We start from the raw sequence: 25,722 nt of genomic DNA, 5'->3' as shown, positions 1-25,722 counted from the left end.
CATCAATATGGGCGCAAAAAGAACAGATCAGCCGGTCGGCAGCGGAGCCTGGAAGTCAGGACTGCGTTCGCTCTATAATCAAACGGAAGTAACGTCCCGCTGCCGGCATGCTGATGTCAATTCTCTATGCAGTTTGTCGGAATACGGCTGACAGTCAGGCCTCGGGTCGCCATCCATTGAATATGTCACCTCTCACATAAGGGTATGCAACACTTGTTTAGTATACCGCTGGTACATGGTGCTTTCAAGCGCAAAAATGTGTCTATTTCGCGCCCTGAAGCAGTGTATGACAGCAAGAGACAAACGGTTCCGGCCTACATGAACAGACACAAAACTACATGCTTGACGTGAGAGGATTAATGTTTTAAAGTAGACGGTGAACCACACTAAGCACACAATTGAATATGGCGAAATCTTATCAAGAGTAGGTGGAGGGACTGGCCCGATGAAACCCGGCAACCGGCGGTATACCGCACGGTGCTAATTCTTGCAGCGACTAAGTGTCCAAGGAGACACTGTTGTAACTGAGAGATGAGAGAGGCGCATATCTATTTACATATGACCTTTCTCGGAATCCGAGGAAGGTCTTTGTTATATGCACCGACTTCTCAGCACTGATTTTCGCTACGAAACTTGAGTTTGTCACGTGAGATGGCTTCCATTCCATCCCATCCCCTGTAGACAAGCTCATGGCTGCCTGACGCTGTATTGATGCGAACACATCAAGCCAGCGGGCTGCATCTATCTATGCACAAGGAGGAGTTTGTACATCATGCCAATCAAAATACCAGACACATTGCCTGCCAAGGAAGTCCTTGCAGGAGAGAACATTTTTGTTATGGACGAGACACATGCTTACCAGCAGGATATTCGTCCACTACGCATTGCTATATTAAACCTGATGCCTACCAAAGAAACGACAGAAACCCAGCTGCTTCGTCTCGTGGGGAACACCCCGATTCAAGTGGATATCGTTCTGGTACATCCCAAATCCCATACGTCGAAGAACACGTCACAGGAGTATCTGAATCTTTTCTACAAAACCTTTGACGAGATTGAGCATCGCCGTTTTGACGGGATGATCATTACAGGTGCGCCGGTGGAGCAAATGGATTTCGAAGACGTCAATTATTGGAAGGAAATTCAGGAAATCTTCGAGTGGACCAAAACCAATGTGACTTCGACCATGCATATATGTTGGGCTTCCCAGGCTGGACTATACCATCATTTTGATGTACCTAAGGTCGCGCTGGATGAGAAGTGCTTTGGCGTATTTCCACATACGATCAACAAATCTCATGTGCCGCTGCTGCGTGGATTTGATGAAGTGTTTAACGTTCCTCATTCCCGTCATACTGAAGTGCGGCGTGAGGATATTGAGAAAAACGACAAGCTCGAAATTCTGGCTGAATCAGAGGAAGCAGGCATCTTCCTGGTTGCAACCAAAGACGGCAAGCAAATTTTTGTGACAGGGCATGCAGAGTATGATCCATTGTCTCTGAAATGGGAATATGACCGTGATGCATCCAAAGGATTGGATATCGCCTTGCCGAAGCATTATTTTCCAAATGACGATCCATCCCGTGTTCCTCCGGCAACCTGGCGGGCACATGCAAACTTATTATTCTCTAATTGGCTCAATTACTATGTGTACCAGGAGACGCCTTACGATATTGGCCCGCAAATCTAATCGAGATTACAGGAGGATGCTGCAATGGAAGACAATAAGTTGAAAATCGAGAGCCGCTTGGCTCAAATCGGGTCCGTTAATGAACCGGTGACAGGTGCCGTAAATTTTCCAATCTATCAATCGACAGCGTTTCGTCATCCGAAGCTTGGACAGAGTACAGGCTTTGATTATATTCGTACAACTAATCCAACCCGTAAGGTGTTGGAAGAAGCAGCAGCCGCACTGGAATCTGGTGATGCCGGTTTTGCCTGTAGTTCGGGCATGGCAGCCCTGCAAACCATCTTTGCCATGTTTGGACAGGGAGATCATCTGATTGTATCGCTGGATCTGTATGGAGGAACGTATCGTTTGCTTGAGCGCATCCTGTCCCGTTTCGGCGTGACCGCAAGTTATGTGGACACCAATGATATAACGGCAATGGAAAGTATTCGTCAGCCGAATACCAAGGCCGTATTTATCGAAACACCAACCAACCCACTTATGATGATTACCGATATAGAGGCGGTCAGCACTTGGGCGAAAAGTCATAATCTGCTGACGATCGTGGACAATACGCTGCTGACTCCTTTTTTCCAACGTCCTATTGAGCTTGGAGCTGATATTATTATCCATAGCGCAACCAAATATCTGGGTGGACACAACGATGTGCTGGCTGGATTGATCATCACCAAGGGGGAAGAGTTGTCGGCCGAAATGGCATTCCTGCATAACTCCATCGGTGCAGTGTTATCTCCAAGCGATTCCTATCAGTTAATGAAAGGCATGAAGACTTTGGCGCTTCGGATGGAGCGTCATGAATATAATTCACTCACCATTGCCAAATATCTGCTGGAACATCCAGCTGTGGGTGAAGTGTATCATCCGGGTTTGTCGGATCACCCAGGATATGACGTGCAGAAAAAACAATCCAGAGGAAATACGGGCATATTCTCGTTTAAAGTCAAGGATGCCCGTTATGTTGAACCTTTGCTGCGTCATATCAAACTGATTGCTTTTGCCGAGAGTCTTGGCGGGGTGGAATCGTTGATGACGTATCCTGCGGTGCAGACACATGCGGATATACCGCTTGAAATACGTGATGCAGTGGGTGTCGATGATCGCTTGCTGCGGTTCTCCGTTGGCATTGAGCATGCAGACGACCTGATTGCAGATTTGGGCAATGCCCTGGAAGCTGCACAGCGCGAGGTTGAAGGAGGCGTACATCATGAGTGAGCAGAACAACAAGTCCAATTCCAATGATCATTCATCCGAGTTGAAATTTGACACCAAACTGCTGCATTTCGGTGACGAGGTGGATAAAACGACTGGTGCTTCCAGTGTGCCGATCTATCAGGCGTCCACCTTCCATCATTTTGACATCTTTAATCCGCCGCAGCATGATTACAGCCGTTCGGGTAACCCTACACGACAGGCATTGGAAGATTACATCACCCTGCTTGAGGGTGGGGCCCGCGGATTCGCATACTCTTCAGGTATGGCTGCGATCTCCAGTGTGTTCCTGATGTTCTCGGCAGGAGACCACATGATTGTGACGGAAGATGTATATGGGGGAACATACCGCCTGCTCACGTCGATTCTTAGCCGGATGCAAATTGAGACGACGTTTGTGGATATGACCAATATCGAAGAAGTGAAGGCGGCCATTAAACCGAATACGAAAGCTGTATATATGGAGACACCTTCAAACCCGACGCTCCGGATTACGGACATCGCAGCCGTCACATCCTGGGCACAGGAACATGAACTGATTACAATTCTTGATAACACATTTATGACGCCATATTATCAGCGCCCCATTGAGCTTGGTGTGGATATTGTCGTACATAGCGCAACCAAGTTTCTGGGTGGACATAGTGACGTGCTTGCAGGTCTTGCTGTGGCCCGTACCGAATCGCTGGGAAGACAACTCAAGCAGCTTCAAAATGGGCTTGGTACCGTGCTCGGAGCTCAAGAATCCTGGCTTTTGATGCGAGGCATGAAGACACTTGGAGCGCGTATGGCACACAGTGAACAGAGCACAGCCAAGCTGGCGGCTTGGCTCAGCGGACGAAGTGATATAACGGCCGTATACTATCCGGGACTGCTGGAGCATCCGGGTCGTGAAGCTCACGAGCGCCAGTCCACGGGTTATGGGGCGGTTGTCTCATTTGATGTTGGCTCAGGTGATCGTGCCAAAGCGGTGCTGAATCGAGTCAAGCTTCCAATCGTTGCGGTCAGTCTCGGTGCCGTAGAGAGTATTCTGTCCTATCCTGCTATGATGTCGCATGCAGCCATGCCTGCTGAGGTTCGACGAGATCGCGGAATTACCGACGGATTGCTGCGTTTCTCTGTTGGCTTGGAAGATATCGACGATCTGATTGCTGATTTGGATCAAGCTCTTCAGGAATCATAATAGATACGTTATCGAATGAGTTACCAACACAGTTAAGTCTAAAAAAGCTGGAATTATAATAGAATGAATATGTAAATATTTTTACTTATTTTTAAAGCACCTGTTCATAAGGTGCTTTTTTTCACATGTAACCTGTGTTACGATAGACAGAGTACAGAAATGCGATGTTGCCACCAGAACTTGCAAGCCCTGCGTCTTTTGCATAAATCCAAAGAAACAGTCTTTAATTACGAAGATATGGATCGAAACGGTCCATTTCGTCTAGATCTTGTACGCAAGCGTTTGGAATCGAATTATGCATCAGGCTGGCATATATACAAGTCGGGACGGATCGTGAACATATTTCTCTTCATGAGGGAGGCTTTTTTACGATGAGTACGGTAGACCGTATCTTAGATAAAGCCCTTCGGGGCGAACGTTTAGACCTGGAAGACACGATTCAGCTGTTTGAATCGAACGAAGTCGACAAAATCGGGGCAGCTGCCAATGTTATTATGAAACGCATGCATCCTGAACCATACAGAACATTTGTCATCGGGCGTAACGTCAACTACACCAACGTGTGTGATGTGTACTGCCGTTTTTGTGCTTTCTATCGCAGACCTGGATCGGACGAAGGGTATGTATTGCCAGACGAAGTAATCTTCCAAAAAATTCAGGAAACACAAGATGTGAACGGGACCGAGATTCTGATGCAGGGCGGAACAAACCCTAACCTGCCTTTCAGCTATTACACGGACCTGTTGAAAGCAATCAAGGAACGTTTCCCTAACATTACAATGCACTCTTTCTCGCCAGCTGAAATTATGAAAATGGTAGAAGTATCCGATGGCCTTACATTGGAAGAAGTGGTTCGTGCCATTCACGAAGCAGGACTGGATTCCTTGCCAGGTGGAGGCGCTGAAATTCTGGATGACCGTACACGCCGCAAAATCAGCCGTTTGAAAGGTTCATGGCGCGACTGGATGGACGTGATGCAAACAGCACACCGGATCGGAATGAATACAACAGCAACAATGGTCATCGGCTTGGGTGAATCGATGGAAGAGCGTGCGCTGCACCTGCTTCGTGTGCGTGAGGCCCAGGACGAGTGTATTGCCAACAAGTATGACTCGGAAGGTTTCCTCGCATTCATTCCGTGGACGTTCCAACCGGATAATACGAATCTGAAACTGGAGCGCCAAACGCCGGAAGAGTATCTGAAGACAGTTGCGATCAGCCGACTTGTACTCGATAATATCAAGAACATTCAATCTTCATGGGTAACCATGGGGCCTGAGATTGGTAAAAAATCACTCGAATTTGGCTGTAATGATTTCGGCAGCACGATGATTGAAGAGAATGTGGTATCTGCTGCAGGTGCTACATATAAAGTCAACATTGGCTCAATCCTGCAACTTATTCGTGAGGCTGGTTATATTCCGGCACAGCGCAATACGAGATATGATATTTTGCGCATGTTTGATGAAGAAGAGAACTCTGTTCAACAAGATTTTGTCATGCAGAACTAATAAGTTTATATCCATATAGGTATTAGAATGAAAGACCACTGGTTGCTCGTATTATGGGGATCAGTGGTCTTTTTGTTGGTTACCTCTCCCTGAGAAGATCCGACCCAGGTCATGAAAGAGTACATATTACACATTTGACGATATTTTATAATGATATTGAACTGATAAAATGAAAGAAACTCAGGTAACAGACATGCTGGGAAGGGGAAGCCAATGAAGAAAAGAATACTTGGAAAGACCGGTTTGGAAGTGCCTGTATTGAGCTATGGGGCGTCTTCCCTGGGTTCTGTATTTCGCGACATCGACCGTGAGGAAGGTATTCGTACGGTACATGCAGCTCTCGATGCAGGAATGAATTATATAGACGTGTCACCATATTATGGATTGACAAAGGCTGAGACGGTCCTTGGAGAAGCGATCCGCAGCCAGCCGCGCAGTTCTTTTATTTTATCTACCAAGGCCGGACGTTATGGGGAGAATGAATTTGATTTTTCGTGTAAGCGCATTCAGGATAGTGTGCAGGAGAGCTTGAACCGATTGCATACCGATTATATCGATATTCTTTTCCTGCATGATATTGAATTTGTACCGGCAGAGATCATTCTAGAAGAGGCCTATCCAACTTTACTGCGTTTGAAAGAGCAGGGCGTGATTCGTCATGCAGGGATCTGCGGACTGCCACTGTCCATGTTCGAGAAAGTGCTGCCGCAGATTGATGCAGATGCCATCATCTCGTATTGCCACTACGCATTGAATGATACCTCGTTACTATCCTTGCTGCCCCTATTGGAAAAAGAGGGAATTGGCCTCGTCAATGCTTCGCCTCTCTCCATGGGTTTATTAAGCACGAGAGGCACGCCTGCCTGGCATCCGGCACAGGAGCGCGTCAAGCGAGCCTGCTTGGAAGCTGCACAATTCTGTGCAGAACAAGGTGTGAATATTGCCAAGCTGGCTGTACAGTATGCGACGGCAAATGAACAAATTCCAACCACACTAGTCAGCAGTGCGAGTGAACTCAATATCCGCAATAATGCGGCATGGGTGGATGAACTGCTGGATGAAGAGCTTCTGGCAGAAGTACTGCGCATTCTCGCACCAGTTCACAACGAGACTTGGTCAAGTGGTCGTCCCGAGTATAACGAACAGCTGCAGAATGCATCGAAGGAGGAACAGTGATGAAGGCAGTTGTGTGTGAAGAGATCAATCGATTGGTATTAAAGGATATTGACGAGCCCGCTCGAACTGAAAATGAGGCAATTGTATCGATAAGGCGGATTGGAATCTGCGGGACGGATTTGCATGCGTATAAGGGCAATCAGCCCTTTTTCACCTACCCACGTATTCTGGGACATGAACTGGCAGGGATCATTGACGATATTGGCCCCAATACAGCCGGTTTTCAAGCTGGCGATCAGGTAAGCATTATTCCTTATTTACACTGTGAGCAGTGTATTGCCTGTCGAAACGGTAAAACCAATTGCTGTGCATCCATGCAGGTTATGGGTGTACATGTGGATGGGGGGATGCGCGAGAAAATTAGTGTACCTGTCTCACATCTAATTAAGGCAGAAGGATTGACACTGGATGAAACGGCGATGGTTGAACCGCTGAGTATCGGTGCCCATGCCGTCAGAAGAGCTAGGCTGCAGCCTGGGGAACAAGTCGTTGTGATTGGCGCAGGACCGATCGGCCTTGGAGTAATGGCTTTTGCCAAACAGGCAGGGGCGCGAGTTATAGCCGTTGATCGGAACCCGGACCGGTTGGAATTAAGCCAAACCTGGGCTGGAGCAGATGTTCTAATTCAGGCCTCGGATCAGGCGGTGGAGCGGGTGGCCGAAGTGACGGAAGGAGATTACGCTACAGCCGTATTTGATGCAACGGGTAATGTACAGTCGATGAATGATGCCATTCGATATGTAGCTCATGGGGGGCAATTGGTTTATGTAGGTTTGGTCAAAGCCGATCTTACGTTTCATGATCCCGAATTTCACAAACGTGAGATGAGTATTCTGGGCAGCCGAAATGCTACGCGAACGGATTTTGAGCAGGTGATGTCGATCTTACAGCAGAAGAAGCTCAGCATGGATGGGTACATTACGCATCGGGAGCATTTTACTCAGCTGCCTTCCTCCATGGACAAGTGGTTGTTGCCAAATTCGCATGTGGTGAAAGCGATAGTTGAACTGTAATCATGGAGCACTAAAAATTAAAAAAACGTTGATAAAACAAATAAGCTCTCTCTAAACCTGGAGTGATAACATATCACAGGGCGTAGAGAGAGCTTATTTGATTTCAGGCCTTCTTCATTCTTGATTATTTCTCCGGATGAGTGACAATTCCAGCGTGCGGATCAATATGTCGCACAATGGATTTCAACCAGATCATCTCCAGAAAATGAACTTCATAATACAATGCCCCTGGGATGTTCTGAACCCATCCTTCGGCAGGAACGGAAGAAGCCAGATCAGTAGATGGTGAGGGAGAACCGGGTTCGCGGCGCAGACGTTTCCGGACTGCTTTTTCAACCTGTGAGCTTTGTGTAGTCAAAATGTACAGTTTGCGTGTGGGCGAAAATCCACGGAATGCAATATATACCATTTCATAAGCAATGAGATAGGCAATGACAGAGTACATGGCTTGATCCCAGCCGAAGACAACACCAGCGGCTGTCAGAATCAGCAAGTTGAGCAGCATGATTATTTTTTCGATAAGCATCCGTTTCCCGCTAAATATCCGTTCAGGTGGTCGGGAAGACGGATCACCGATTTCCAGCGTATCCAGTGTCCCGCCATACCGCACCACCAGTCCGATTCCAACACCCAGGCATAATCCGCCGAATACGGCGGCAGCCAGCGGGTGTTCAACCAGCGGCGGCATGGGATGAAGCACGATGGCACCGATCGAAAAGACAACCAGACCCAGCACAGTAACCAATACAAATTTCTTTTGCACAAGCCTGTAGGATAAAAATATAAAGGGAACATTGAACAAAAATAGGAACAATCCAATCCTCATCTCGGTCCAATGAGCGAACAGAGAAGAGATGCCTGTGATGCCTCCAATAATAATCTTGTTGGGATGCAGGAACAATTCAAGTCCCACGGAGGCCAGAATCCCACCTACGATTACCAGCAACAGATTCAGGAAGCGACGGGTGGATGATATTCTGGTCTTGGCGGTTTGTGGCACCGGATTAGCCGATATCAGAGGTACTTTCATACGTCATCCTCCTTTGTGCGGCTGGCGAGCCATTCTCCCTGGGTTAATCACAGAAAGATCGGCGAAGAGCCGCGGGTTACGATCACATGCCTATTCTGCACAGGCACGGGTGTTATCCTTCTTTCTGTAAAACCTTCGGTTCCTCTTTCTTTTTCCGAGGATCTTTGAACTTGAATATTTTATCCAATATTTTAAACACATGTTTGGACTCTTTGGTCAGAAGCGGTCCAAGAATAGCCAGAATCAGTACGTATAGCGCGGCGAACGGCTGAAGAAGCGGTAGAAGTCCACCAGCTTTACCCATGTTGGCCATGATTATCGAGAACTCACCTCGGGATACAATGGTTAATCCTATATTGGCAGAAGCTTTTGGAGACAGTCCTGCACTGCGTCCAGCGAGCATGCCTGCCAGGAAGTTACCGAATAGCGTAATGACAACAGCAATCAATGCCAGCCATACAGCTTCGCCACCAAGGGACAACGGATCAATGGACAATCCGAAGCTGAAGAAGAAAATGGCTCCGAAGAAGTCACGGAATGGCAGGATCAGATGCTCAATCCGTTTTGCATGTTCTGTCTCCGCAAGGACCAGACCAACCAGCAATGCACCAATCGCTTCAGCCACGTGAATGGTTTCAGAGAACCCGGCTACAAGGAACAATGCACCGAAAATCACAAGGGAGAACAACTCGTTGGAGCGTATTTTAAGCAATTTATTGAGCAGTGGTGTCGCTTTGCGACCGAGAATGATAACAATGAGCATGAATCCAAGCGCAACGAGCGCGGATACGATGACACCTCCGATGGAGGATGAATCACTGAGTACCAATCCGGACAGGATGGAGATGTACACGGCAAGGAACACGTCTTCAAACATGATAATGCCGAGAATCATTTCCGTTTCCGGGTTGGCCGTACGTTTCAAATCAACTAGCACCTTGGCTACGATGGCGCTGGAGGATATGGTTGTGATCCCTGCAATAACAAGCGCTTCAGCAGGCGGGAAACCGGATGCAAATCCGAAAATCAATCCAAGTGTAAAGTTAATTCCAATATAGATCGAACCGCCGACGGCAATGGACTTACCCGATTTGATCAGACGACCAACCGAGAATTCAAGTCCAAGATAGAAGAGCAGGAACAGGATTCCGATCCGGCCCATAAATTCGATGAAAGGCTGACTTTCAATAAAACGGAAGTCCAAATGCCATATTTTCATGGCATGTGGCCCAACAGCCATCCCGATCAGAATGTAAAACGGGACGACCGAAAAACGTAATTTGGCTGATAAAAGTCCAGCCGCTGCAATAAGCACGAGCGCCAGACCTACTTCAAAAATCAGATGATCCATCGACTCACCCCCTTCCGGTCAGGAGGAGGGATTTGAAGAGTTTCTGCTGGTTGCGTTCGCCAACGGCAACAACCGTTGATTCAGCAGTAATCACGACCTCAGGACCGGGGCTGATATGTTTTTTGTGGTTTTTCTCTACAACGGCAATAACCGTTGCCCCAGAATTTTGACGTACATCCAATTCACCGATGGATTTGCCGATACATCCGTAGGAGGATTCGACTTTGTACCATTCGATAATCAGATCGTCAAATGTAACTTCAATGTTCTCCAGCTGTTTTGGCTTATAGGTCAATCCGCCAACGATAGCGGCAATTTGTCTGGCTTCATAATCATCAAGCGTGATCATGGAGATGCTTTGATCGGGATCGTCGTATTCAAAATGGTACATTTCCCGACGTCCGTCATCATGAATAATGATCACAATTTTATCTCCGCTGCTCGTTTCAACCTGAAATTTTTTGCCGATTCCCGGCAAATCTGTTTCGCGTACATCCATGGTTAGTATGCCTCCTTAAATTGAGGGCTGGCCACAGAAGACAGGCTTATTTCCCGAAAATAGAATGATCTGTAATTGGAAGGAACATTAAATGATGCGGGCAAACAGAGCCAGGTACTCCTGACACACAGCCGTTTACATTGAATTTTGAACAAAAATGGATATAACAAATACAACATCGTTCATAATTGAAATTTGTCGTCGTTATTTAACGTTTGCTTATAGGGTTATAAGTTATGCACAAGCACACCGTCTATTTGGAAAGAGGTGTCTCTATGCATGGCAACCAAACATACGGTGCAACGCCTAGCGAAGAGCGTTTACGTATCTTGGTGCAGTAGGGGCGAGGGACAAATACATACTGGTGAATTTAATGGGTAGCAGATATAATCTGCGCTTAAACAGACAAATCAACGGTTTAAAGGGCAGACGCGGAGTAGGAATTCGCAGCATCAGCAATAAGGCAAGCACCAAAAATACAGGCTTGTTATTCGTCACTGCAATCAGCTTGACCATCACTTGTGAATATTTGCGGATGGCAGGTTTTTGCTGAGCCTCGGGTATTTGCAATAACACTTCCTTGTTGGAAGTGGCATCAACCGATACACCAACAGCGGATTCTGACTGCATCGGAATAGGGAAGCACAACGCTTGGAACAAACACAAAATGATGATTAAAGCACTGCGGAGCATTCTTGGTTGTTGTCTCATTTTGGCTTCCCCCCTTTTCCGTGAAACATACTGTTATCAAAATAATAACACATTTTTGCCGTAACTCCAAACCCCTTTACAAATATACTGAGAAATCATGACACGCTTTCCATCAATCCGCTTCGTATATCCCCATGAGCCTTGCCATATACTTTGAACAGGAAGGAAAGGAGTGATTCTTGTGGAGCTGTTCGCCGTATGGACCGATGTGTCAGGGCAGGAGGAAGCGGATCAATTTTATCGTTGCATCAAAGAAAAAACCAAAGGTTTACATATAAGCAAAAGAGGTTTCAGGCTCACCTTCAAACATAATGACGGCAAAGCAGCCTGGGTGTGCCGAGGGAATGAAAATCATGCTGACTTTCAACAGTGGCTGCCTCAAATCAGTGATTTGCTTGCCAAAGGACTGGCTGATTTTATTATGGATACCCAAGAGCGCTCCATTGTAGAAAATATGATTTCCAAAGCCTGCTCTGTCATGGACGAATATGAGGTGGAAAAGGTGAATCGGATCTGTATGCCCTTGCTATTCAATGGCGATCTGGATCAGCCCGGACTTCGCGAAAAGCGCCGCTTAACGCTCGCGAACGGTCTCAGACATGATTTGGAGGAGGTTCATTTTTTCCATCTCGAGGGCATTCTTCATTTTCGGATGAAGCAATACAAGCAAGAGCTGAACGAGCTGGTGGAATACGCTCTGGATGAGTTCTGGATGGATCGTCAATACGAAGAGTTTATGGGATTGTTAAAATATTTCGTTTTCTTTCAGGAAGCTAAAGTTCCTCTTGTCCATCTGGTACACAAAGGTTCGCATGAATTTCAGGTACTGGATGCGGGGCTGAATCCGCTCCCTGTGCAAAAAGATGAACAAGTCGTAGTGGAAATGCCGGGACTTGAGCTTGAGATGGATATTGAAGACATGATTGTAAGCACACTGATATCGATATCTCCTGAAAAAGTAATGCTGCATACTCGCACACCGGATCTGCCGATTATTTCTACGATTCGTCAGATCTTTGAGGACAAGGTGCAATTATGCCATCACTGTCCGGAATGTGAAGTGCTTCGTTCCGGGTTGCTGTCAGGCCTTGACGCAAGCGATCTCGGCAATTATAATAACTGTTGATCCATGAATTATGGAACATATTTTATGGATGAGCCAATAACCAATAAGCAAAAGCGTTGACAAAGACAAGGACCTTACGCACGGTCGGTGCAGAGAGAGGAAACCAGGCTGAAATTTCCTCCGGATGCCACGTTTGGTTTACCCCTTTGTAGCTGCAGTTTTGAAAACGGAGATTGAATGTTGCCTTATGTAAGGTGGTCCGTGAGTAAGGATATGCCGGGTCATGCCCGTTACCGTCATGCCAATGAGGGCTGGACATTCGACTATAGAATGAAGCAGCTGAATTAGGGTGGAACCACGAGTATACAACACTCGTCCCTTTGCCGGGACGGGTGTTTTTTGCGTTCTTTGCCAATTAGCAGGAACAGCAATAGATCATCAGTCCATTAACATGATGATGGACGTAGGTTACATTAACAGGAGGAATGAGACAAATGGCAGTTAACATTAAATTACCGGATGGTTCGGTACGCGAGTATGCTGATGGCAGCAGTATTGAGGACGTAGCAGCATCCATTAGCAGCGGATTGCGCAAAAATGCCGTAGCCGGCAAGCTGGATGGTATTGTGGTGGACTTGTCCACAACGCTTCATGAAGGAGCATTGGTGGAGATCGTAACTTTGGATTCACCAGAAGGAATTGAAGTGATGCGTCATAGTACAGCTCACTTGATGGCTCAAGCAGTGAAACGTTTATATGGTAACAAAGAGGTACGCCTCGGCATTGGCCCTGTCATCGAAGATGGTTTCTACTATGATATGGACCTCGAACACCCGCTCAATCCTGAAGATCTGCAAAAGATTGAAAAGGAAATGGAACGTATTGTGAACGAGAACTTGCCAATTGTGCGCAAGGAAGTTAGCCGCGAGGACGCGATCAAAACGTTTGAAGAAGTGGGCGATCCTTACAAACTTGAGTTGATTCGTGACCTGCCAGAAGACAGCGTGATCACCATTTATGAGCAAGGTGAATTCTTCGACTTGTGTCGTGGTCCTCACGTACCATCGACTAGCAAAATCAAAGTCTTCAAACTGATGAATGTTGCGGGTGCTTACTGGCGTGGAGACAGCAAAAACAAAATGCTGCAGCGTATTTACGGTACAGCTTTTGTGAAAAAAGCTCAGCTGGATGAGCATTTGCACTTCCTCGAGGAAGCACGTAAACGGGATCACCGTAAGCTGGGTAAAGAACTTGAAATGTTCACATTCTCCCAACTGGTTGGACAAGGTCTGCCAATCTGGCTGCCTAATGGCGCCAAACTGCGTCGTACATTGGAACGTTATATTGTGGACCTTGAAGAAAGCCTTGGGTACCAGCATGTGTACACTCCGGTTCTGGGTAATGTGGAATTGTACAAAACGTCTGGACACTGGGAGCACTATCAAGAGGACATGTTCCCCAAAATGGTTATGGACAACGAGGAACTCGTTCTTCGTCCAATGAACTGCCCGCACCATATGATGGTGTACAAGTCCAGCATGCACAGCTATCGTGATCTGCCAATCCGTATTGCCGAGCTCGGCATGATGCACCGGTACGAGATGTCTGGTGCTCTCACAGGTCTGCACCGCGTTCGCGCGATGACCCTGAATGACTCACACATTTTCTGTCGTCCCGATCAGATCAAGGAAGAATTCGCTCGTGTTATTGAATTGATCCAAACGGTTTACAAGGATTTTGGTATTCATGAATATCGTTTCCGTCTGTCTTACCGTGATCCGCAGGATACCGAGAAATATTTCCAGAACGATGAGATGTGGGAGATGTCCCAGCGCATGCTGCGTGAAGTTGTGGAAGAACTTAACTTGCCTTTCTATGAAGCAGAAGGTGAGGCAGCGTTCTATGGTCCAAAACTCGACGTACAGATCAAGACAGCACTGGGCAAGGAGGAAACGTTGTCCACAGTACAACTGGACTTCCTGCTGCCAGAACGCTTCGAACTGGAATACGTGGGAGATGACGGACAGAAACATCGTCCGGTCGTTATTCACCGCGGCGTAATCAGTACGATGGAACGTTTCACTGCATTTTTGCTGGAGAACTTTGCGGGCGCATTCCCACTGTGGCTTTCCCCAGTTCAGGCAAAAGTCATTCCGGTATCCGGAAACTTTGACGATTATGCGCGCGAAGTGGAAGCGAAGCTGAAACGTGCTGGAATCTCTGCTGAAGCTGATCTGCGGAACGAGAAGCTCGGATATAAAATCCGTGAGGCACAGCTTGAGAAAATGCCTTATATGTTTGTCGTTGGTGAGAATGAACGTAGTGCCGAATCGGTGTCCGTGCGTAAACGCGGAGAAGGCGATCTCGGCATGAAACCTGTGGATGAAATCGTAGCCCAATTGAAAGAAGAAATTAGCACACGCTTAGTATAACGTATACCGTTTTGATTGAAGGCCGTCTGTGGCATGGGTTCTACACCATGTCCAGGCGTTTTTTTGCTGTCGTCTTTTTCCTAAAAACAACTGTGATCGGCAGTGTGTATAACAACTTTGCTTTTTGGAAAACCTTTGCAGTAAGGGGGAGGTTTTCAAATGAAAAAGCATTACAAAATGACAACAACACTTTTACGGGTTCTGATCTCAAGTTGTGCCGTATCCATCGGATTGATTTTAACTTGGAATCAGGCAGAGGCGTATACATTCGAAGAGGAAAGTGCAGTGCTGCATGTGGACAATCGGCAGAACGTTTCTTCAACAACAACGGGACATATTATAAAACAGCCCGGAATATCCATCCACGACTATGAATACAGTGATCAGGCCCAGGTCACGACGATGGTCTATATGGCTTTATTGTGGTCACCACAGCCCATTGTCATTCCGAGGCCCGAGGTCCCGGGCAAACAAGTGGTGCTGGATCCTTCAATGCCTGTCATGGCACCACGCTCGGAACAGGTGCTGGGAACTCAGAAAGTGACAGCGACTGGCTATACGGCAGGTGTGGAGTCAACAGGAAAAGGACCAAAGCATCCTCAATATGGAATTACTTACTCAGGAGTGAAGGTGCGAAGAGACAAGGAGACGGTGTCAACAATTGCTGCCGATCCCAAATTGTTTCCTCTGGGTTCCATTCTCTATATCCCCGGATATGGTTACGGCATTGTTGCGGATACAGGTTCAGCCATTAAGGGCAATAAAATTGATCTTTATTTTCCGACAACGAAGCAAGTGTATAAGGAATGGGGCAAAAAGGACGTCGAGGTACAGGTGATAAAACAGGGTGACGGAAAATGCACGGAAAAGATGCTGGATGAGTTGTCCGAAGCGATCGATGTGTATAAATCCGTGCCGGATTCGTGGTTGGACAAGGCCGTTTAATTTGGCATGTTAAGGATGAATAACTAAAGTGCTCTCTTCACATAATACTGACTGGGGACGAACCCCGCGCAGCAGCAGTGCAGCGTAAATATGAAGAGAGAGGTGATTCGTTGTGGCTAAAAGAACACAAGGACAAGGGTACCAAACGCCTAACGAGAAGTACAATGCTGAGTTTGGACAAGAAACTGCGGCAAGCAAAGTGAAGCAATCCGAGCAAAATAAAGTACAAGAAAATTTCCAAACACCTGATGAAAAATACAATGCAGAGTTCGGTGTAGAAAACACTGGACAAACAGGCCAAACCGGCCGTGCAGGTAAATTCCAGAAATAAATAGAAGTATCACCACCCTGGAGCTAATGCTCCAGGGTGTTTTATTTTTGAACCATTTACATAAAAATCCTTAAGCCTCAGTCTCGAGACCGAGATGAATTCCACCTGCCGCCGCTGTTAACGATCACTCGTCTAAGGTACACTGGATACAGAATACAGATGAAGGAGACATGAGCGATGAAACGAGCTACGCGGGACCGCTGGTGGGTTGGCATACCTCTGATTGCGATTGGCGCAATCATTTTGTTTCGGCAATTGGGTTATGACATTGATATAGGATATATATTCAGAACATATTGGCCGTTGTTTTTAATCTGGTGGGGGGTAAAAGGGGTGACCGAAATCAGGCGCAATGGCGGGTATGCATTTATTGGCCCTGTCATTGTGCTGGCTATAGGTGGGTATTTTCTGTCACGTAATCTGGGCTGGATCGATTACTCCATGGGTGAGTTCGTCCGGTATCTCATTCCAATCATGTTGATTGGAGGCGGATTGTTTGTCCTGATCGGACCACGTCGCCGTGATCGCAAACATCAAGACAAAATGCAGCCACCTCCACCACCGGAACCTTACAAGCCATTGTCTTCAGAGGATTTGGAGATGCCTTCTTCCTTTGATGAACAATTCGAGAAAACTTTTGGCAAGCCGAAACAGGAGAAGAAGGACAATCCTTTTGACTCTTACTCCACGGGCCCTGAAGGTGAATCGCATCATGGACATCAGCATAAGAAAAAGCATCATCATTCTCATTCTCATGGTCCGGATGGTAACGGGTATGGAAACCACTATGGTGGTGGCGGATACGGTAGTGAATATGAAGATTACGACAACAGAAATACCATTAACAAATCAGCATTTATCGGCGACCTTTACATGGGACAGGAAGTGTTCTCCTTAAAGCCAATGAATATCTCGGCTTTTATTGGCGACACGGTTATTGACTTGACGAAAGCGCAAATCCCTTATGGCGAGACTAAAATCAATATTTCCTCTTTTATTGGGGATGTAAAGGTATTTGTACCGGAAGATATGGATCTGGGTGTAACCGTCACCACCAACTCGTTTATCGGGGATATGTCCCTGTTGAACCAAAAACGGGGTGGATTTCTGAGCAGCGCTCAGGCGGAAACCTCCCATTACCGCGAAGCAGGAAAAAAGGTGCGAATCGTTGTAAGTGTATTTATCGGAGATGTCAAAGTAAATAAGGTGGGTTAACGCATGATTCGAACGATTCTCAAGGCCAACAAGTGGGAGCTGATGATGTATTTTGCCCTGACCGGGCTGATTACTCTGGGCGGGTTCTACTTGCTGTACGGAGAGGTGCTGATGGGAACGGGGCGCCAGCGTGCATGGACTTATGTTGCTGTCGTCGTGCTGGCGACCGTAATTACCGGATATATTGCTGCCCTGCGGCTTCAGCGCAAAATTGATCTTCTGGACCTGAATATGCTGAAAGTATCCAAAGGAAACCTGGCCGTTCGCATGCCTGAGGCAGATGATGCCTCTTTCGGTCGGGTGTATCAGGAGTTCAATGTCATGATGGATTCGATTGAGAAAAAAATGAGACTGCTCCAGCGCCTAGGGGAGCAGGAAGTAATTGAGAAAGAGCAAGCTTCCGAACGTGCCGTGCTTGAAGAACGCAGACGGATGGCTAGGGATCTGCATGATACGGTTAGTCAGCAGCTGTTCGCCATGCACATGTCTGCCTCTTCCTTGCCACGGTTATTAGAGTTGAATCCGGAACACGGGCAAAAGGTGCTTGACCAGTTAATCCAGATGTCGCACATTGCACAGCGGCAGATGCGCGGTTTGATTGCGCAGCTTCGCCCGGTAGAACTCGAAGGAAGGGATCTTGCTGAGGCGCTGGACAGCTGGTTTCCGGATTATTGCAGACAGAATGGATTAAAAGGCGTGAAAGAGCTGGAACTGGATGGCGGAGTCTCGGACGCCATCGAGCACCAGCTGTTTCTTGTTATTCAGGAGGCCGTGGCCAATGTGGTTAAACATGCTGAGGCTGGCCTTGTTAGCCTGTCCATACGGGAAAGTGAGCATCAGATCAGCATGAGCATTAGCGATGACGGTCAGGGCTTCATGCAGCAAACTGAGCGGCCGGGGTCCTATGGATTGTCCACCATGCGTGAGCGGGCAGAGAAGCTTGGCGGGCAAGTCCAGATAATATCGAAACCGGGAGCGGGAACGACAGTACGGGTACTTATCCCGAAATTCCCGAATGAACCAGAGGGGGAAACGGAATGAACGGAAAAGTGAATGTAATGATTGTGGATGACCATGATATGGTGAGGATGGGCTTGAAAACGTATCTTATGCTTGAGCCTACATTTCATGTGATGGGAGAAGCGGGTAATGGACAGGACGCGCTTAACCAGCTGCGCAAGCTGAATAAGGAAGAGATGCCTGATCTCATTTTGATGGATCTGATGATGCCTGTCATGAACGGTGCTGAGGCTACACAAGCCATCATGGGTGAATTTCCGGGGTCCAAGATTGTAATGTTGACCAGTTTCCTCGAAGATGATCTGGTTGTGCAGGCCATTGAAGCGGGAGCCGTCAGCTATGTCCTGAAGACCGTATCCGCTGAAGAATTGATCTATGCTCTTCAGGGAGCCTATAGGGGAATGCCAGTGATGACAGGGGACGTGTCCCAAGCTTTGACCCGTGGCATCAGGCAGCGCACAGCAAGAGAGAGCGAATCCGGTCTGACCGAACGGGAGAAGGAAGTCCTTTTGCTGATTGCAGAAGGCAAAACCAACAAAGATATCGGAGAAGAACTACATATAAGTATCAAAACCGTCAAAACACATGTAAGCAACCTGCTCATGAAGTGTGAAATGGATGACCGAACACAACTGGCTATTTACGCTCATCGTCAGGGTTGGGTGAAGAACAAGGGTTAAAATGCTGATTTAACGGGAAAAATGTTCTATTATTGCGTGCTTTTATCTCCTTTTTAATTGTTTTTAAGGTACGGTTAAGGTTTAAAGTACAAAATAAGGACAGTTAAAGAATATCTCTTGTGAAGAAGAGATTGGGAGGTAGAAAGCATGGACGAACGTAATTACAGACCGAACCGTCAAGACGAGGAAAATCAAACAAAACAAGCGGAGAACCGCAATTCATCCGGAACGGACGAATCCTCCTACTATTATTCTTATGGACCTTTTCAGTCCGTGAATCAGGAAGATACAGCAAGCAGTCATGTGAATCATAGCGACCGTGAAGAAGGCGATGTACAGATTACGAGACCAGAACCTGTTAAGCCGCTTCCGATGTATTACAACAATGGATCAACGGACCAGGCTAGCCGCAGCAACGGAGGCAGCGGTAACGGTTCTGGTAACGGTGGAGATGGCGGAAATGGTGGCAAAAACGGCAATGGAAACTGGAATTATAACAATCGCAAGCCGCGTTCCTCGGTCAGATCACTTTTGTTCTCTTTTATCGCGGGGATGCTGGTCATTACGGTATTAATGTACACGGCAGACCGCACCAACATGTTTACACCACAGGAAGCATTGACAAGTGCAGAGAATCAAAGCGCAGCTCAGGAATCAACTTCTACGAATACGGGCAGCAGTAACAATGTGACCGCATCGCTCCTGCCAACAGGCAAAGAGGATGTATCTTCCGTAGTCACGAGCACAAGTCCTGCGGTTGTCAAAATTGAAACACTGGCTACACAATCCACACGCAGTGGAAGTCAAGGTGGGTCGACGATGAGTGATCCGTTGTACCAATACTTCTTCGGTAATGGAGGTAATGGCGGCACGGATAGCAATCAAGGTCAAAGCCAGCAGCAAGGAAGTAATCAACTTGTCCCTATGGGCATTGGTTCCGGATTTATCTTTGACAAAGAAGGATATATCCTGACGAACCAGCACGTTATTCAGGGAGCAGATGTCATTCAGGTTACACTGGAGAATAACAGCAAACCATACGAAGCCAAACTGCTTGGAAGCAGCTTCGATCTGGATCTTGCTGTATTGAAAATCGAGAAAAACAGCGGTGACGACGATTTCCCTGTTGCTCCGCTAGGCGACTCAAACAGCACACAAGTTGGTGAATGGCTCGTTGCCATTGGTAACCCTGAAGGATTCGAACATACCGTTACTGCAGGTGTACTGAGTGCCAAAGAACGTACGATTAGCATTCCGGACGAAGAAACAGGTAAAACTCGCGAATACAGCCACCTGCTGCAAACCGATGCATCCATTAACCCGGGTAACTCGGGTGGTCCGCTGCTTAACCTTAATGGTGAAGTCATTGGTATGAACGTTGCCGTTAGCGCTGATGCGCAAGGTATCGGGTTTGCCATCCCTTCGACTGTCATCTCGGATGCAGTGAAATATTTGAAAGAAAACAAAGAGGTTCCAAAAGAGCCGGTACCGTTTATTGGTGCATCTCTGATGGCTCTAACGCCAGAAGTGGCGAAACAAATGGGAACAGATATCACTGAAGGTTCAGTCGTAGCGAGCACCATCTATCAATCTCCGGCATATCAGGCCGATCTGCGTGCCTACGACATCATTACTGGTGCGAATGGAACAGCGTACAGCACAAGTCAAGACCTGATTGATTTCATCAAAACCCAGGAGATCGGCAGCGAAGTCACACTGAATGTTGTACGTGATGGCAAGAAAATGGATATCAAAATCAAAATTGGCAACAAAAACGATTATGATACTTCACAAACATCTGAACAACAGCAGCAAACACAACCATAATTAAGAGTGGTATACGTAGGTTCAAAAGAGCGGAAGGGTTTTGAGGGCCCTTTCGCTTTTTTTGTCTCGCATGAGACGGATTTGGAAGATGCCTGAGAGAGGTGAACAGCACAAACCGTTCCAAGATGCAGATTGTGCTAGTGCCTGTTACAATGGGAATAAAACGTGAGGATAAAGGAGAAAGACCATGCGCTCAACTATTTTGATTGTCGATGATGATGAAAAAATCGTGTCCATGCTCCGCCGGGGGCTGGCATTTGAAGGTTATGAGGTGCAGACTGCCTCCAACGGGGCTGAGGGCCTCAGTAAACTGATGGATAAGGAACCGGATGTGGTGGTGCTGGATGTCATGATGCCCCAAATCGATGGATTTGAAGTGTGTCGCAGATTAAGAGAAGCGGGCAGCAAAGTGCCTGTACTGATGTTGACAGCCAAGGATGAGGTTCAGAGCCGGGTTACCGGGCTGGATACAGGTGCGGACGATTATTTGGTAAAACCATTCGCACTCGAAGAGTTGCTGGCACGCGTACGCGCATTATTGCGCCGCAAATCGGACATCGCAGATACGCCGGACAACCGGCTTGTGTATGAAGACATCATTCTCGACAACGATTCTCGCGAGGTAATGCGTGACGGACAACGTCTTGAGCTGACAGCCAAGGAGTTCGAATTATTGAACTTATTTATGCAAAATCCGAAAAGAGTGCTCTCTCGTGATCTGATCATGGATAAAATATGGGGCTATGACTATAGCGGAGAGTCCAATGTACTGGAAGTATATATTGCGATGCTCCGGCAAAAAACAGAAGAGTATGGAGGCAAACGCTTAATCCAGACGATTCGTGGAGCGGGTTATATTCTGAGAGGTGACTCCTGACATGTCCATTCGGTTAAAACTAACCGCATGGTATTCTGGCATCTTGGCAGCTGTGCTTATTTTTTGGGGTGTCGTAATCTATGCCTTTGTTTATTTCAATACGTATCAGGAAGTCGAACAGCAGTTGAAGTCGAAGAGTGCGCGAATCACGGACCAAATTGGGGTTAACCCGTTGTCACAGACGCTTGACCTGGACCCGTTTACCGAGAGTCAGCTGCAGGAAGCTCAAATTTATATTCAGCTCTGGGATTACCAGAGCCAGTCGGGCAAAATCTCCGGGAACATGGAGAAGGTTCGCATCCAATTTCCGGTTTTGAAGACAAATGAAATACTTGAAAAACGTGGAATATCCAAGATATACGTGAATGGCACTCCTTTTCTGGTCAATCAGCAGCCCTTGTCTCTCCAGGGAACCAATGAAATCAGAGGTCTTCTTCAGGTGGGCGCCAATGTGAGCTCACAGGAACGATTGCTCGAGGCACTGCTTAACATTTTGATCTTTGGCTGGCTCGTGGCTATGGCGCTGGCGATTACTTCAGGACTCATTCTTGCCCGCAAATCGATGCGTCCACTCGTCAATGTCATTGATGCAGCCAATCAGATTCAATCCGGAGATGACCTGAGTGTTCGAATACAGTATACCGGTCCCAAGGATGAAATCGGTCGCCTGATTGAAACAGTGAATAACATGCTCGAACGGACGGAACTTTCTTTCCGCGGCCTGGAGGAGACGAATGCTGCCCAGCGCAGATTCGTATCTGATGCTTCGCACGAGCTGCGTACGCCGCTGACTACCATTCGGGGGAATGTGGATTTCCTGAAAAAGTTATGGGATCAAGAAGGTAATGATCGACCGAATCTGGATGAAGAGACCGTCAAGGAAATGTCGCTCGAAGCGATTGAAGACATGGCGGACGAAGGCAAACGCATGAGCAGGCTGATTAGCGACATGCTGTCACTGGCAAGAGCAGACACAGGACAAAAGATCGAGCTTAATCCGATTCCGCTGCAGATTTTGGTCCAGGAGGTTGCGCGTCGTTCCCAATTCCTTGACCACCATGCCGAGTGGCGGGTGGGCGATTTGTCCATTTTGAATGGGATTTATGTGAACGGCAGCAAGGACTATCTCCAGCAGATGCTCTTTATTTTCATTGAAAATGCATTTAAATACACACCGGATGGAACGGTAACGCTTGATGCAATCCTTTATAAAGGCCAGGTTGGCCTCCGGATTAGTGATACAGGAATCGGGATGGATAAGGATGAGGTGCCGTTTATCTTCGATCGTTTCTATCGTGCGGATGAATCTCGCGGAGCTACACCGGGCATTGGTCTTGGGTTATCCATTGCCAAATGGATTATTGAGGAGCATCAGGGCTCCGTTGAGGTAGTAACCAGACGCGGAGAAGGAACGACTTTCATCATTTGGATGCCAGTTGTCTTTGCTCCACCTATCGAATAAAGGTATAATAGACTGGACTGCAATTACATCGGCAGCTAGTGCCGAAAAAGAAAGCGGGTGGCAACCAAGTGGAAGTACTGCGAATTTCGCCGCGAGGGTATTGTTACGGAGTTGTGGATGCCATGGTTTTGGCACGTCAGGCAGCACGCAATCTGGATCTACCACGGCCTATATATATATTGGGTATGATTGTGCACAACAAACATGTGACGGATTCCTTTGAAGATGAGGGTATCATTACATTGGACGGTCCAAACCGGATTGAAATTTTGAGTCAGGTGGAGAGCGGTACAGTGATCTTTACGGCTCATGGAGTATCTCCTGAGGTGCGCAAGATGGCACGGGACAAAGGGCTGACTACTGTGGATGCAACATGCCCTGATGTCACCAAAACGCATGACCTTATTCGGGAGAAGACGGCTGAAGGTTATCAGATCATCTATATCGGCAAGAAGAACCATCCCGAACCTGAGGGTGCTGTTGGAGTGGCACCAGACCAGGTACATTTGATCGAGAAGGAAGAAGAAATTGATGAACTGAACGTGCCTTCTGGCAGAATTCTCATCACCAATCAGACGACAATGAGCCAATGGGATATCAAGCACATCATGAGCCGTCTGTTGGAGAAGTTTCCAGGTGCGGAAATTCACAACGAGATTTGCCTCGCTACACAGGTTCGTCAGGAAGCTGTGGCAGAGCAGGCGGGTCAGTCTGATCTGGTCATCGTTGTGGGTGACCCGCGCAGCAATAACTCGAACCGGCTTGCACAAGTGTCGGAAGAAATTGCGGGTGTAACAGCCTATCGGGTATCGGATGTGTCCGAGATTAAGCAGGAATGGCTGAAAGGCGTGAATAAGGTAGCCGTCACTTCCGGGGCTTCAACGCCGACACCGATTACGAAGGAAGTCATCAGTTATCTGGAGCAATACGAGCATGATCAGCCGGAGACGTGGGAAATTAAACGTACAGTCAACATGAGCAAGCTGCTGCCTCCTGTGCGGGAAAAGACACGTACAACTTAAATGTACAACGAGGAATCCTGTGTTTCAGCCCAAATTCGGGTTGCAGCACAGGATTTTTTTGTAAGTGGGGTATGAACAGTCATCTTGACGTGAAAGGCAGACTATGATATATTTACTTTAGTGGATAAAAGCTTAAAAGCGAACAAGCGTTTAAGCGCGACAGAACTTTATTTATAATCAGACGCACATCGAAACAGTTAGGTGCTCTTATACAAGGAAGGATGGGAATTAATTATGATCGTTATTGCAGGTAAAGCAACACCAGAGGAACAGATTCAGGATATCGTCGCTGTGATTGAAAAGGAAGGACTTCAGGTGCATATCTCCCGCGGGGAGGATCGTACCATTATCGGATTGATTGGTAAAGTGGAGCCCAAAATGCAGGAGCACCTTCGTCAAATGAAGGGCGTAGAGAATGTCGTAAGAATCTCGAAGTCCTACAAACTGGCCAGCCGTGACTTCCACCCTGAAGATACGGTTATTTCCATTAAGGGAGTGGATATCGGTGGTAAAGAACTCGTCGTTATGGGGGGACCATGTGCGGTAGAATCTGCTGCCCAAATTGACGAAATTGCCGGTCTTGTGAAAGCTGCTGGTGGCCAGGTACTGCGCGGTGGTGCATTTAAGCCTCGTACAGGTCCTTACAGCTTCCAGGGGACAGGTGTAGAAGGGCTCATCATGATGGCTGAAGCAGGAAAGAAACATGATTTGCTGACCATCACAGAAGTGATGACACCGGAATACGTTGATATTTGCGCGGAGTACGCGGATATTCTGCAAGTCGGCACACGAAATATGCAAAACTTCGATTTGCTTCGTAAGCTGGGTGAATGCGGTAAACCGGTATTGTTGAAACGCGGCTTCAGTGCGACGTACGATGAGCTGCTGAACGCTGCTGAGTACATCCTTGCTGGCGGTAACCCTAATGTAATGCTCTGCGAGCGTGGAATTCGTACTTTTGAATCCTATACTCGCAATACACTCGACCTATCTGCAATCCCTGTTCTGCAGTCTCTAAGCCATCTTCCTGTTATTTCGGATCCGAGCCACGGCACAGGACGCCGTGAGCTGGTAGAACCGATGACGAAGGCGTCTGTTGCTGCTGGTGCCAATGGACTGATTATCGAGATGCACACGGATCCGGACAACTCCATGACCGGTGACGGGGTACAATCGCTGTTCCCTGACCAATTTGCCAACTTGCTGCAGGATCTGGAGAAACTTGCACCAATTGTGGGCAAAACGTTTAATACGGCCAAACAACCGGCTGAGTTTTTCCCAGCAAGAGTAGGCGTTTAATTTTCAAGAATATTATGAATATACCCGGGCATTTCCCATGCTTCCGTTCTTAGAGAATGGAACTGGGGATGTCCGGTTTTTCATATCAAGGGGTTGTTGAATGCATTTATTAATCAATAGTGATAAGAAACATTTATGATGTAATGTTTTTCCCATGTTTTAGGAAATTATAT

The 25,722-nt window shown here is 47.3% G+C and carries 24 protein-coding genes and 1 riboswitch; of the genes, 19 read left to right on the top strand and 5 right to left on the bottom strand.

All coding sequences use genetic code 11. The features are described 5' to 3' along the window. Positions 1-7: 7 nt before the first annotated feature. The 7 genes from AB3N00_RS09425 to AB3N00_RS09395 all read left to right on the top strand — a co-directional run bounded on the left by AB3N00_RS09425 (position 8) and on the right by AB3N00_RS09395 (position 7,782). The gene (locus AB3N00_RS09425; protein WP_347381856.1) at positions 8-151 is read left to right on the top strand and encodes a hypothetical protein; all 144 of its coding nucleotides are present in this window, start codon (positions 8-10) and stop codon (positions 149-151) included. Between the two features lie 261 nt (positions 152-412). Next, positions 413-538, top strand: a riboswitch (SAM riboswitch). Between the two features lie 234 nt (positions 539-772). Beyond that, on the top strand, positions 773-1,690 hold the full coding sequence (gene metA / locus AB3N00_RS09420) for a homoserine O-acetyltransferase MetA (protein ID WP_413034296.1): 918 nt from the start codon (positions 773-775) through the stop codon (positions 1,688-1,690). Positions 1,691-1,714: 24 nt separating this feature from the next. Then, positions 1,715-2,902, top strand: a complete 1,188-nt coding sequence (locus tag AB3N00_RS09415) for an aminotransferase class I/II-fold pyridoxal phosphate-dependent enzyme (protein WP_413034295.1) — start codon at positions 1,715-1,717, stop codon at positions 2,900-2,902. Continuing rightward, on the top strand, positions 2,895-4,082 hold the full coding sequence (locus tag AB3N00_RS09410; RefSeq protein ID WP_413034294.1) for a trans-sulfuration enzyme family protein: 1,188 nt from the start codon (positions 2,895-2,897) through the stop codon (positions 4,080-4,082). The genes AB3N00_RS09415 and AB3N00_RS09410 overlap by 8 nt, the downstream gene beginning before the upstream one ends. A gap of 371 nt (positions 4,083-4,453) precedes the next feature. Further along, a complete protein-coding gene (gene mqnC / locus AB3N00_RS09405) occupies positions 4,454-5,593 on the top strand; it encodes a cyclic dehypoxanthinyl futalosine synthase (protein ID WP_095288286.1) in 1,140 nt (379 codons plus the stop codon). A gap of 213 nt (positions 5,594-5,806) precedes the next feature. Further along, entirely contained in the window at positions 5,807-6,769 is a 963-nt protein-coding gene (locus tag AB3N00_RS09400; RefSeq protein ID WP_413034293.1) for an aldo/keto reductase, read from the top strand. Beyond that, positions 6,769-7,782 carry a zinc-binding alcohol dehydrogenase family protein gene (locus tag AB3N00_RS09395; protein WP_413034292.1) on the top strand — a complete coding sequence of 338 codons (1,014 nt, stop codon included), beginning with the start codon at positions 6,769-6,771 and terminating at the stop codon, positions 7,780-7,782. The genes AB3N00_RS09400 and AB3N00_RS09395 overlap by 1 nt, the downstream gene beginning before the upstream one ends. A gap of 124 nt (positions 7,783-7,906) precedes the next feature. On the opposite strand, the gene AB3N00_RS09390 is transcribed toward AB3N00_RS09395, so the two are convergent. The 4 genes from AB3N00_RS09390 to AB3N00_RS09375 all read right to left on the bottom strand — a co-directional run bounded on the left by AB3N00_RS09390 (position 7,907) and on the right by AB3N00_RS09375 (position 11,373). Then, positions 7,907-8,812, bottom strand: a complete 906-nt coding sequence (locus tag AB3N00_RS09390) for a YitT family protein (protein WP_413034291.1) — start codon at positions 8,810-8,812, stop codon at positions 7,907-7,909. A 112-nt stretch (positions 8,813-8,924) separates the two neighbouring features. Then, positions 8,925-10,163, bottom strand: a complete 1,239-nt coding sequence (locus AB3N00_RS09385) for a cation:proton antiporter (protein ID WP_413034290.1) — start codon at positions 10,161-10,163, stop codon at positions 8,925-8,927. Positions 10,164-10,167: 4 nt separating this feature from the next. After that, the gene (locus tag AB3N00_RS09380; RefSeq protein ID WP_413034289.1) at positions 10,168-10,662 is read right to left on the bottom strand and encodes a cation:proton antiporter regulatory subunit; all 495 of its coding nucleotides are present in this window, start codon (positions 10,660-10,662) and stop codon (positions 10,168-10,170) included. 306 nt (positions 10,663-10,968) lie between these two features. Beyond that, positions 10,969-11,373: a hypothetical protein gene (locus tag AB3N00_RS09375; RefSeq protein WP_413034288.1), complete on the bottom strand. Its 405-nt coding sequence runs from the start codon at positions 11,371-11,373 to the stop codon at positions 10,969-10,971. 172 nt (positions 11,374-11,545) lie between these two features. Here AB3N00_RS09375 and AB3N00_RS09370 point away from each other — a divergent pair, with 172 nt between their 5' ends. After that, the gene (locus AB3N00_RS09370; protein ID WP_413034287.1) at positions 11,546-12,499 is read left to right on the top strand and encodes a putative sporulation protein YtxC; all 954 of its coding nucleotides are present in this window, start codon (positions 11,546-11,548) and stop codon (positions 12,497-12,499) included. A 22-nt stretch (positions 12,500-12,521) separates the two neighbouring features. Here the strand turns inward: AB3N00_RS09370 and AB3N00_RS09365 are convergent, their stop codons facing one another. After that, on the bottom strand, positions 12,522-12,854 hold the full coding sequence (locus tag AB3N00_RS09365; RefSeq protein ID WP_413034286.1) for a hypothetical protein: 333 nt from the start codon (positions 12,852-12,854) through the stop codon (positions 12,522-12,524). A 79-nt stretch (positions 12,855-12,933) separates the two neighbouring features. Here AB3N00_RS09365 and thrS point away from each other — a divergent pair, with 79 nt between their 5' ends. From thrS to aroF, 11 genes are all read left to right on the top strand, one after another. Then, positions 12,934-14,871 carry a threonine--tRNA ligase gene (gene thrS / locus AB3N00_RS09360; protein ID WP_413034285.1) on the top strand — a complete coding sequence of 646 codons (1,938 nt, stop codon included), beginning with the start codon at positions 12,934-12,936 and terminating at the stop codon, positions 14,869-14,871. Between the two features lie 402 nt (positions 14,872-15,273). Further along, a complete protein-coding gene (locus AB3N00_RS09355; RefSeq protein WP_413035234.1) occupies positions 15,274-15,816 on the top strand; it encodes a 3D domain-containing protein in 543 nt (180 codons plus the stop codon). Between the two features lie 112 nt (positions 15,817-15,928). Further along, positions 15,929-16,147, top strand: a complete 219-nt coding sequence (locus AB3N00_RS09350) for a hypothetical protein (protein WP_175399541.1) — start codon at positions 15,929-15,931, stop codon at positions 16,145-16,147. Between the two features lie 177 nt (positions 16,148-16,324). Further along, positions 16,325-17,362, top strand: coding sequence for a cell wall-active antibiotics response protein LiaF (liaF, locus tag AB3N00_RS09345; RefSeq protein WP_413034284.1), 1,038 nt, complete (start codon positions 16,325-16,327; stop codon positions 17,360-17,362). A gap of 3 nt (positions 17,363-17,365) precedes the next feature. Then, entirely contained in the window at positions 17,366-18,403 is a 1,038-nt protein-coding gene (locus AB3N00_RS09340; RefSeq protein ID WP_413034283.1) for a HAMP domain-containing sensor histidine kinase, read from the top strand. Continuing rightward, the gene (locus AB3N00_RS09335) at positions 18,400-19,062 is read left to right on the top strand and encodes a response regulator (protein WP_175399544.1); all 663 of its coding nucleotides are present in this window, start codon (positions 18,400-18,402) and stop codon (positions 19,060-19,062) included. The genes AB3N00_RS09340 and AB3N00_RS09335 overlap by 4 nt, the downstream gene beginning before the upstream one ends. A gap of 147 nt (positions 19,063-19,209) precedes the next feature. Next, a complete protein-coding gene (locus AB3N00_RS09330; RefSeq protein WP_413034282.1) occupies positions 19,210-20,889 on the top strand; it encodes a S1C family serine protease in 1,680 nt (559 codons plus the stop codon). A gap of 187 nt (positions 20,890-21,076) precedes the next feature. Next, entirely contained in the window at positions 21,077-21,766 is a 690-nt protein-coding gene (locus AB3N00_RS09325) for a response regulator transcription factor (RefSeq protein WP_175399546.1), read from the top strand. A gap of 1 nt (position 21,767) precedes the next feature. Beyond that, on the top strand, positions 21,768-23,228 hold the full coding sequence (locus AB3N00_RS09320; protein WP_413034281.1) for a sensor histidine kinase: 1,461 nt from the start codon (positions 21,768-21,770) through the stop codon (positions 23,226-23,228). A 68-nt stretch (positions 23,229-23,296) separates the two neighbouring features. Beyond that, positions 23,297-24,250 (top strand): 4-hydroxy-3-methylbut-2-enyl diphosphate reductase, encoded by a 954-nt coding sequence (locus AB3N00_RS09315; protein ID WP_413035233.1) that lies wholly within the window; start codon positions 23,297-23,299, stop codon positions 24,248-24,250. A gap of 234 nt (positions 24,251-24,484) precedes the next feature. Continuing rightward, the gene (gene aroF / locus AB3N00_RS09310) at positions 24,485-25,549 is read left to right on the top strand and encodes a 3-deoxy-7-phosphoheptulonate synthase (RefSeq protein WP_095288271.1); all 1,065 of its coding nucleotides are present in this window, start codon (positions 24,485-24,487) and stop codon (positions 25,547-25,549) included. The last annotated feature ends 173 nt before the right edge of the window (positions 25,550-25,722 follow it).

It is taken from the genome of Paenibacillus xylanilyticus (assembly GCF_047246825.1).
GTDB classification, from domain to species: domain Bacteria; phylum Bacillota; class Bacilli; order Paenibacillales; family Paenibacillaceae; genus Paenibacillus; species Paenibacillus xylanilyticus_B.
The sequence above is the reverse complement of the archived record's forward strand: the minus strand, read 5'-3'. Positions and strand labels throughout refer to the sequence as shown.

What these genes read in the sequence shown, in the direction of transcription:
- AB3N00_RS09395 (WP_413034292.1), top strand. Translation starts at nt 6,769, where the DNA reads ATGAAGGCAGTTGTGTGTGAAGAGATCAATCGATTGGTATTAAAGGAT.
- mqnC (WP_095288286.1), top strand. Translation starts at nt 4,454, where the DNA reads ATGAGTACGGTAGACCGTATCTTAGATAAAGCCCTTCGGGGCGAACGT.
- thrS (WP_413034285.1), top strand. Translation starts at nt 12,934, where the DNA reads ATGGCAGTTAACATTAAATTACCGGATGGTTCGGTACGCGAGTATGCT.
- metA (WP_413034296.1), top strand. Translation starts at nt 773, where the DNA reads ATGCCAATCAAAATACCAGACACATTGCCTGCCAAGGAAGTCCTTGCA.
- AB3N00_RS09415 (WP_413034295.1), top strand. Translation starts at nt 1,715, where the DNA reads ATGGAAGACAATAAGTTGAAAATCGAGAGCCGCTTGGCTCAAATCGGG.
- AB3N00_RS09330 (WP_413034282.1), top strand. Translation starts at nt 19,210, where the DNA reads ATGGACGAACGTAATTACAGACCGAACCGTCAAGACGAGGAAAATCAA.
- aroF (WP_095288271.1), top strand. Translation starts at nt 24,485, where the DNA reads ATGATCGTTATTGCAGGTAAAGCAACACCAGAGGAACAGATTCAGGAT.
- AB3N00_RS09320 (WP_413034281.1), top strand. Translation starts at nt 21,768, where the DNA reads ATGTCCATTCGGTTAAAACTAACCGCATGGTATTCTGGCATCTTGGCA.
- AB3N00_RS09385 (WP_413034290.1), bottom strand. Translation starts at nt 10,163, where the DNA reads ATGGATCATCTGATTTTTGAAGTAGGTCTGGCGCTCGTGCTTATTGCA.
- AB3N00_RS09375 (WP_413034288.1), bottom strand. Translation starts at nt 11,373, where the DNA reads ATGAGACAACAACCAAGAATGCTCCGCAGTGCTTTAATCATCATTTTG.
- AB3N00_RS09400 (WP_413034293.1), top strand. Translation starts at nt 5,807, where the DNA reads ATGAAGAAAAGAATACTTGGAAAGACCGGTTTGGAAGTGCCTGTATTG.
- AB3N00_RS09355 (WP_413035234.1), top strand. Translation starts at nt 15,274, where the DNA reads ATGGTCTATATGGCTTTATTGTGGTCACCACAGCCCATTGTCATTCCG.
- AB3N00_RS09325 (WP_175399546.1), top strand. Translation starts at nt 21,077, where the DNA reads ATGCGCTCAACTATTTTGATTGTCGATGATGATGAAAAAATCGTGTCC.
- AB3N00_RS09340 (WP_413034283.1), top strand. Translation starts at nt 17,366, where the DNA reads ATGATTCGAACGATTCTCAAGGCCAACAAGTGGGAGCTGATGATGTAT.
- AB3N00_RS09425 (WP_347381856.1), top strand. Translation starts at nt 8, where the DNA reads ATGGGCGCAAAAAGAACAGATCAGCCGGTCGGCAGCGGAGCCTGGAAG.
- AB3N00_RS09380 (WP_413034289.1), bottom strand. Translation starts at nt 10,662, where the DNA reads ATGGATGTACGCGAAACAGATTTGCCGGGAATCGGCAAAAAATTTCAG.
- AB3N00_RS09390 (WP_413034291.1), bottom strand. Translation starts at nt 8,812, where the DNA reads ATGAAAGTACCTCTGATATCGGCTAATCCGGTGCCACAAACCGCCAAG.
- liaF (WP_413034284.1), top strand. Translation starts at nt 16,325, where the DNA reads ATGAAACGAGCTACGCGGGACCGCTGGTGGGTTGGCATACCTCTGATT.
- AB3N00_RS09335 (WP_175399544.1), top strand. Translation starts at nt 18,400, where the DNA reads ATGAACGGAAAAGTGAATGTAATGATTGTGGATGACCATGATATGGTG.
- AB3N00_RS09410 (WP_413034294.1), top strand. Translation starts at nt 2,895, where the DNA reads ATGAGTGAGCAGAACAACAAGTCCAATTCCAATGATCATTCATCCGAG.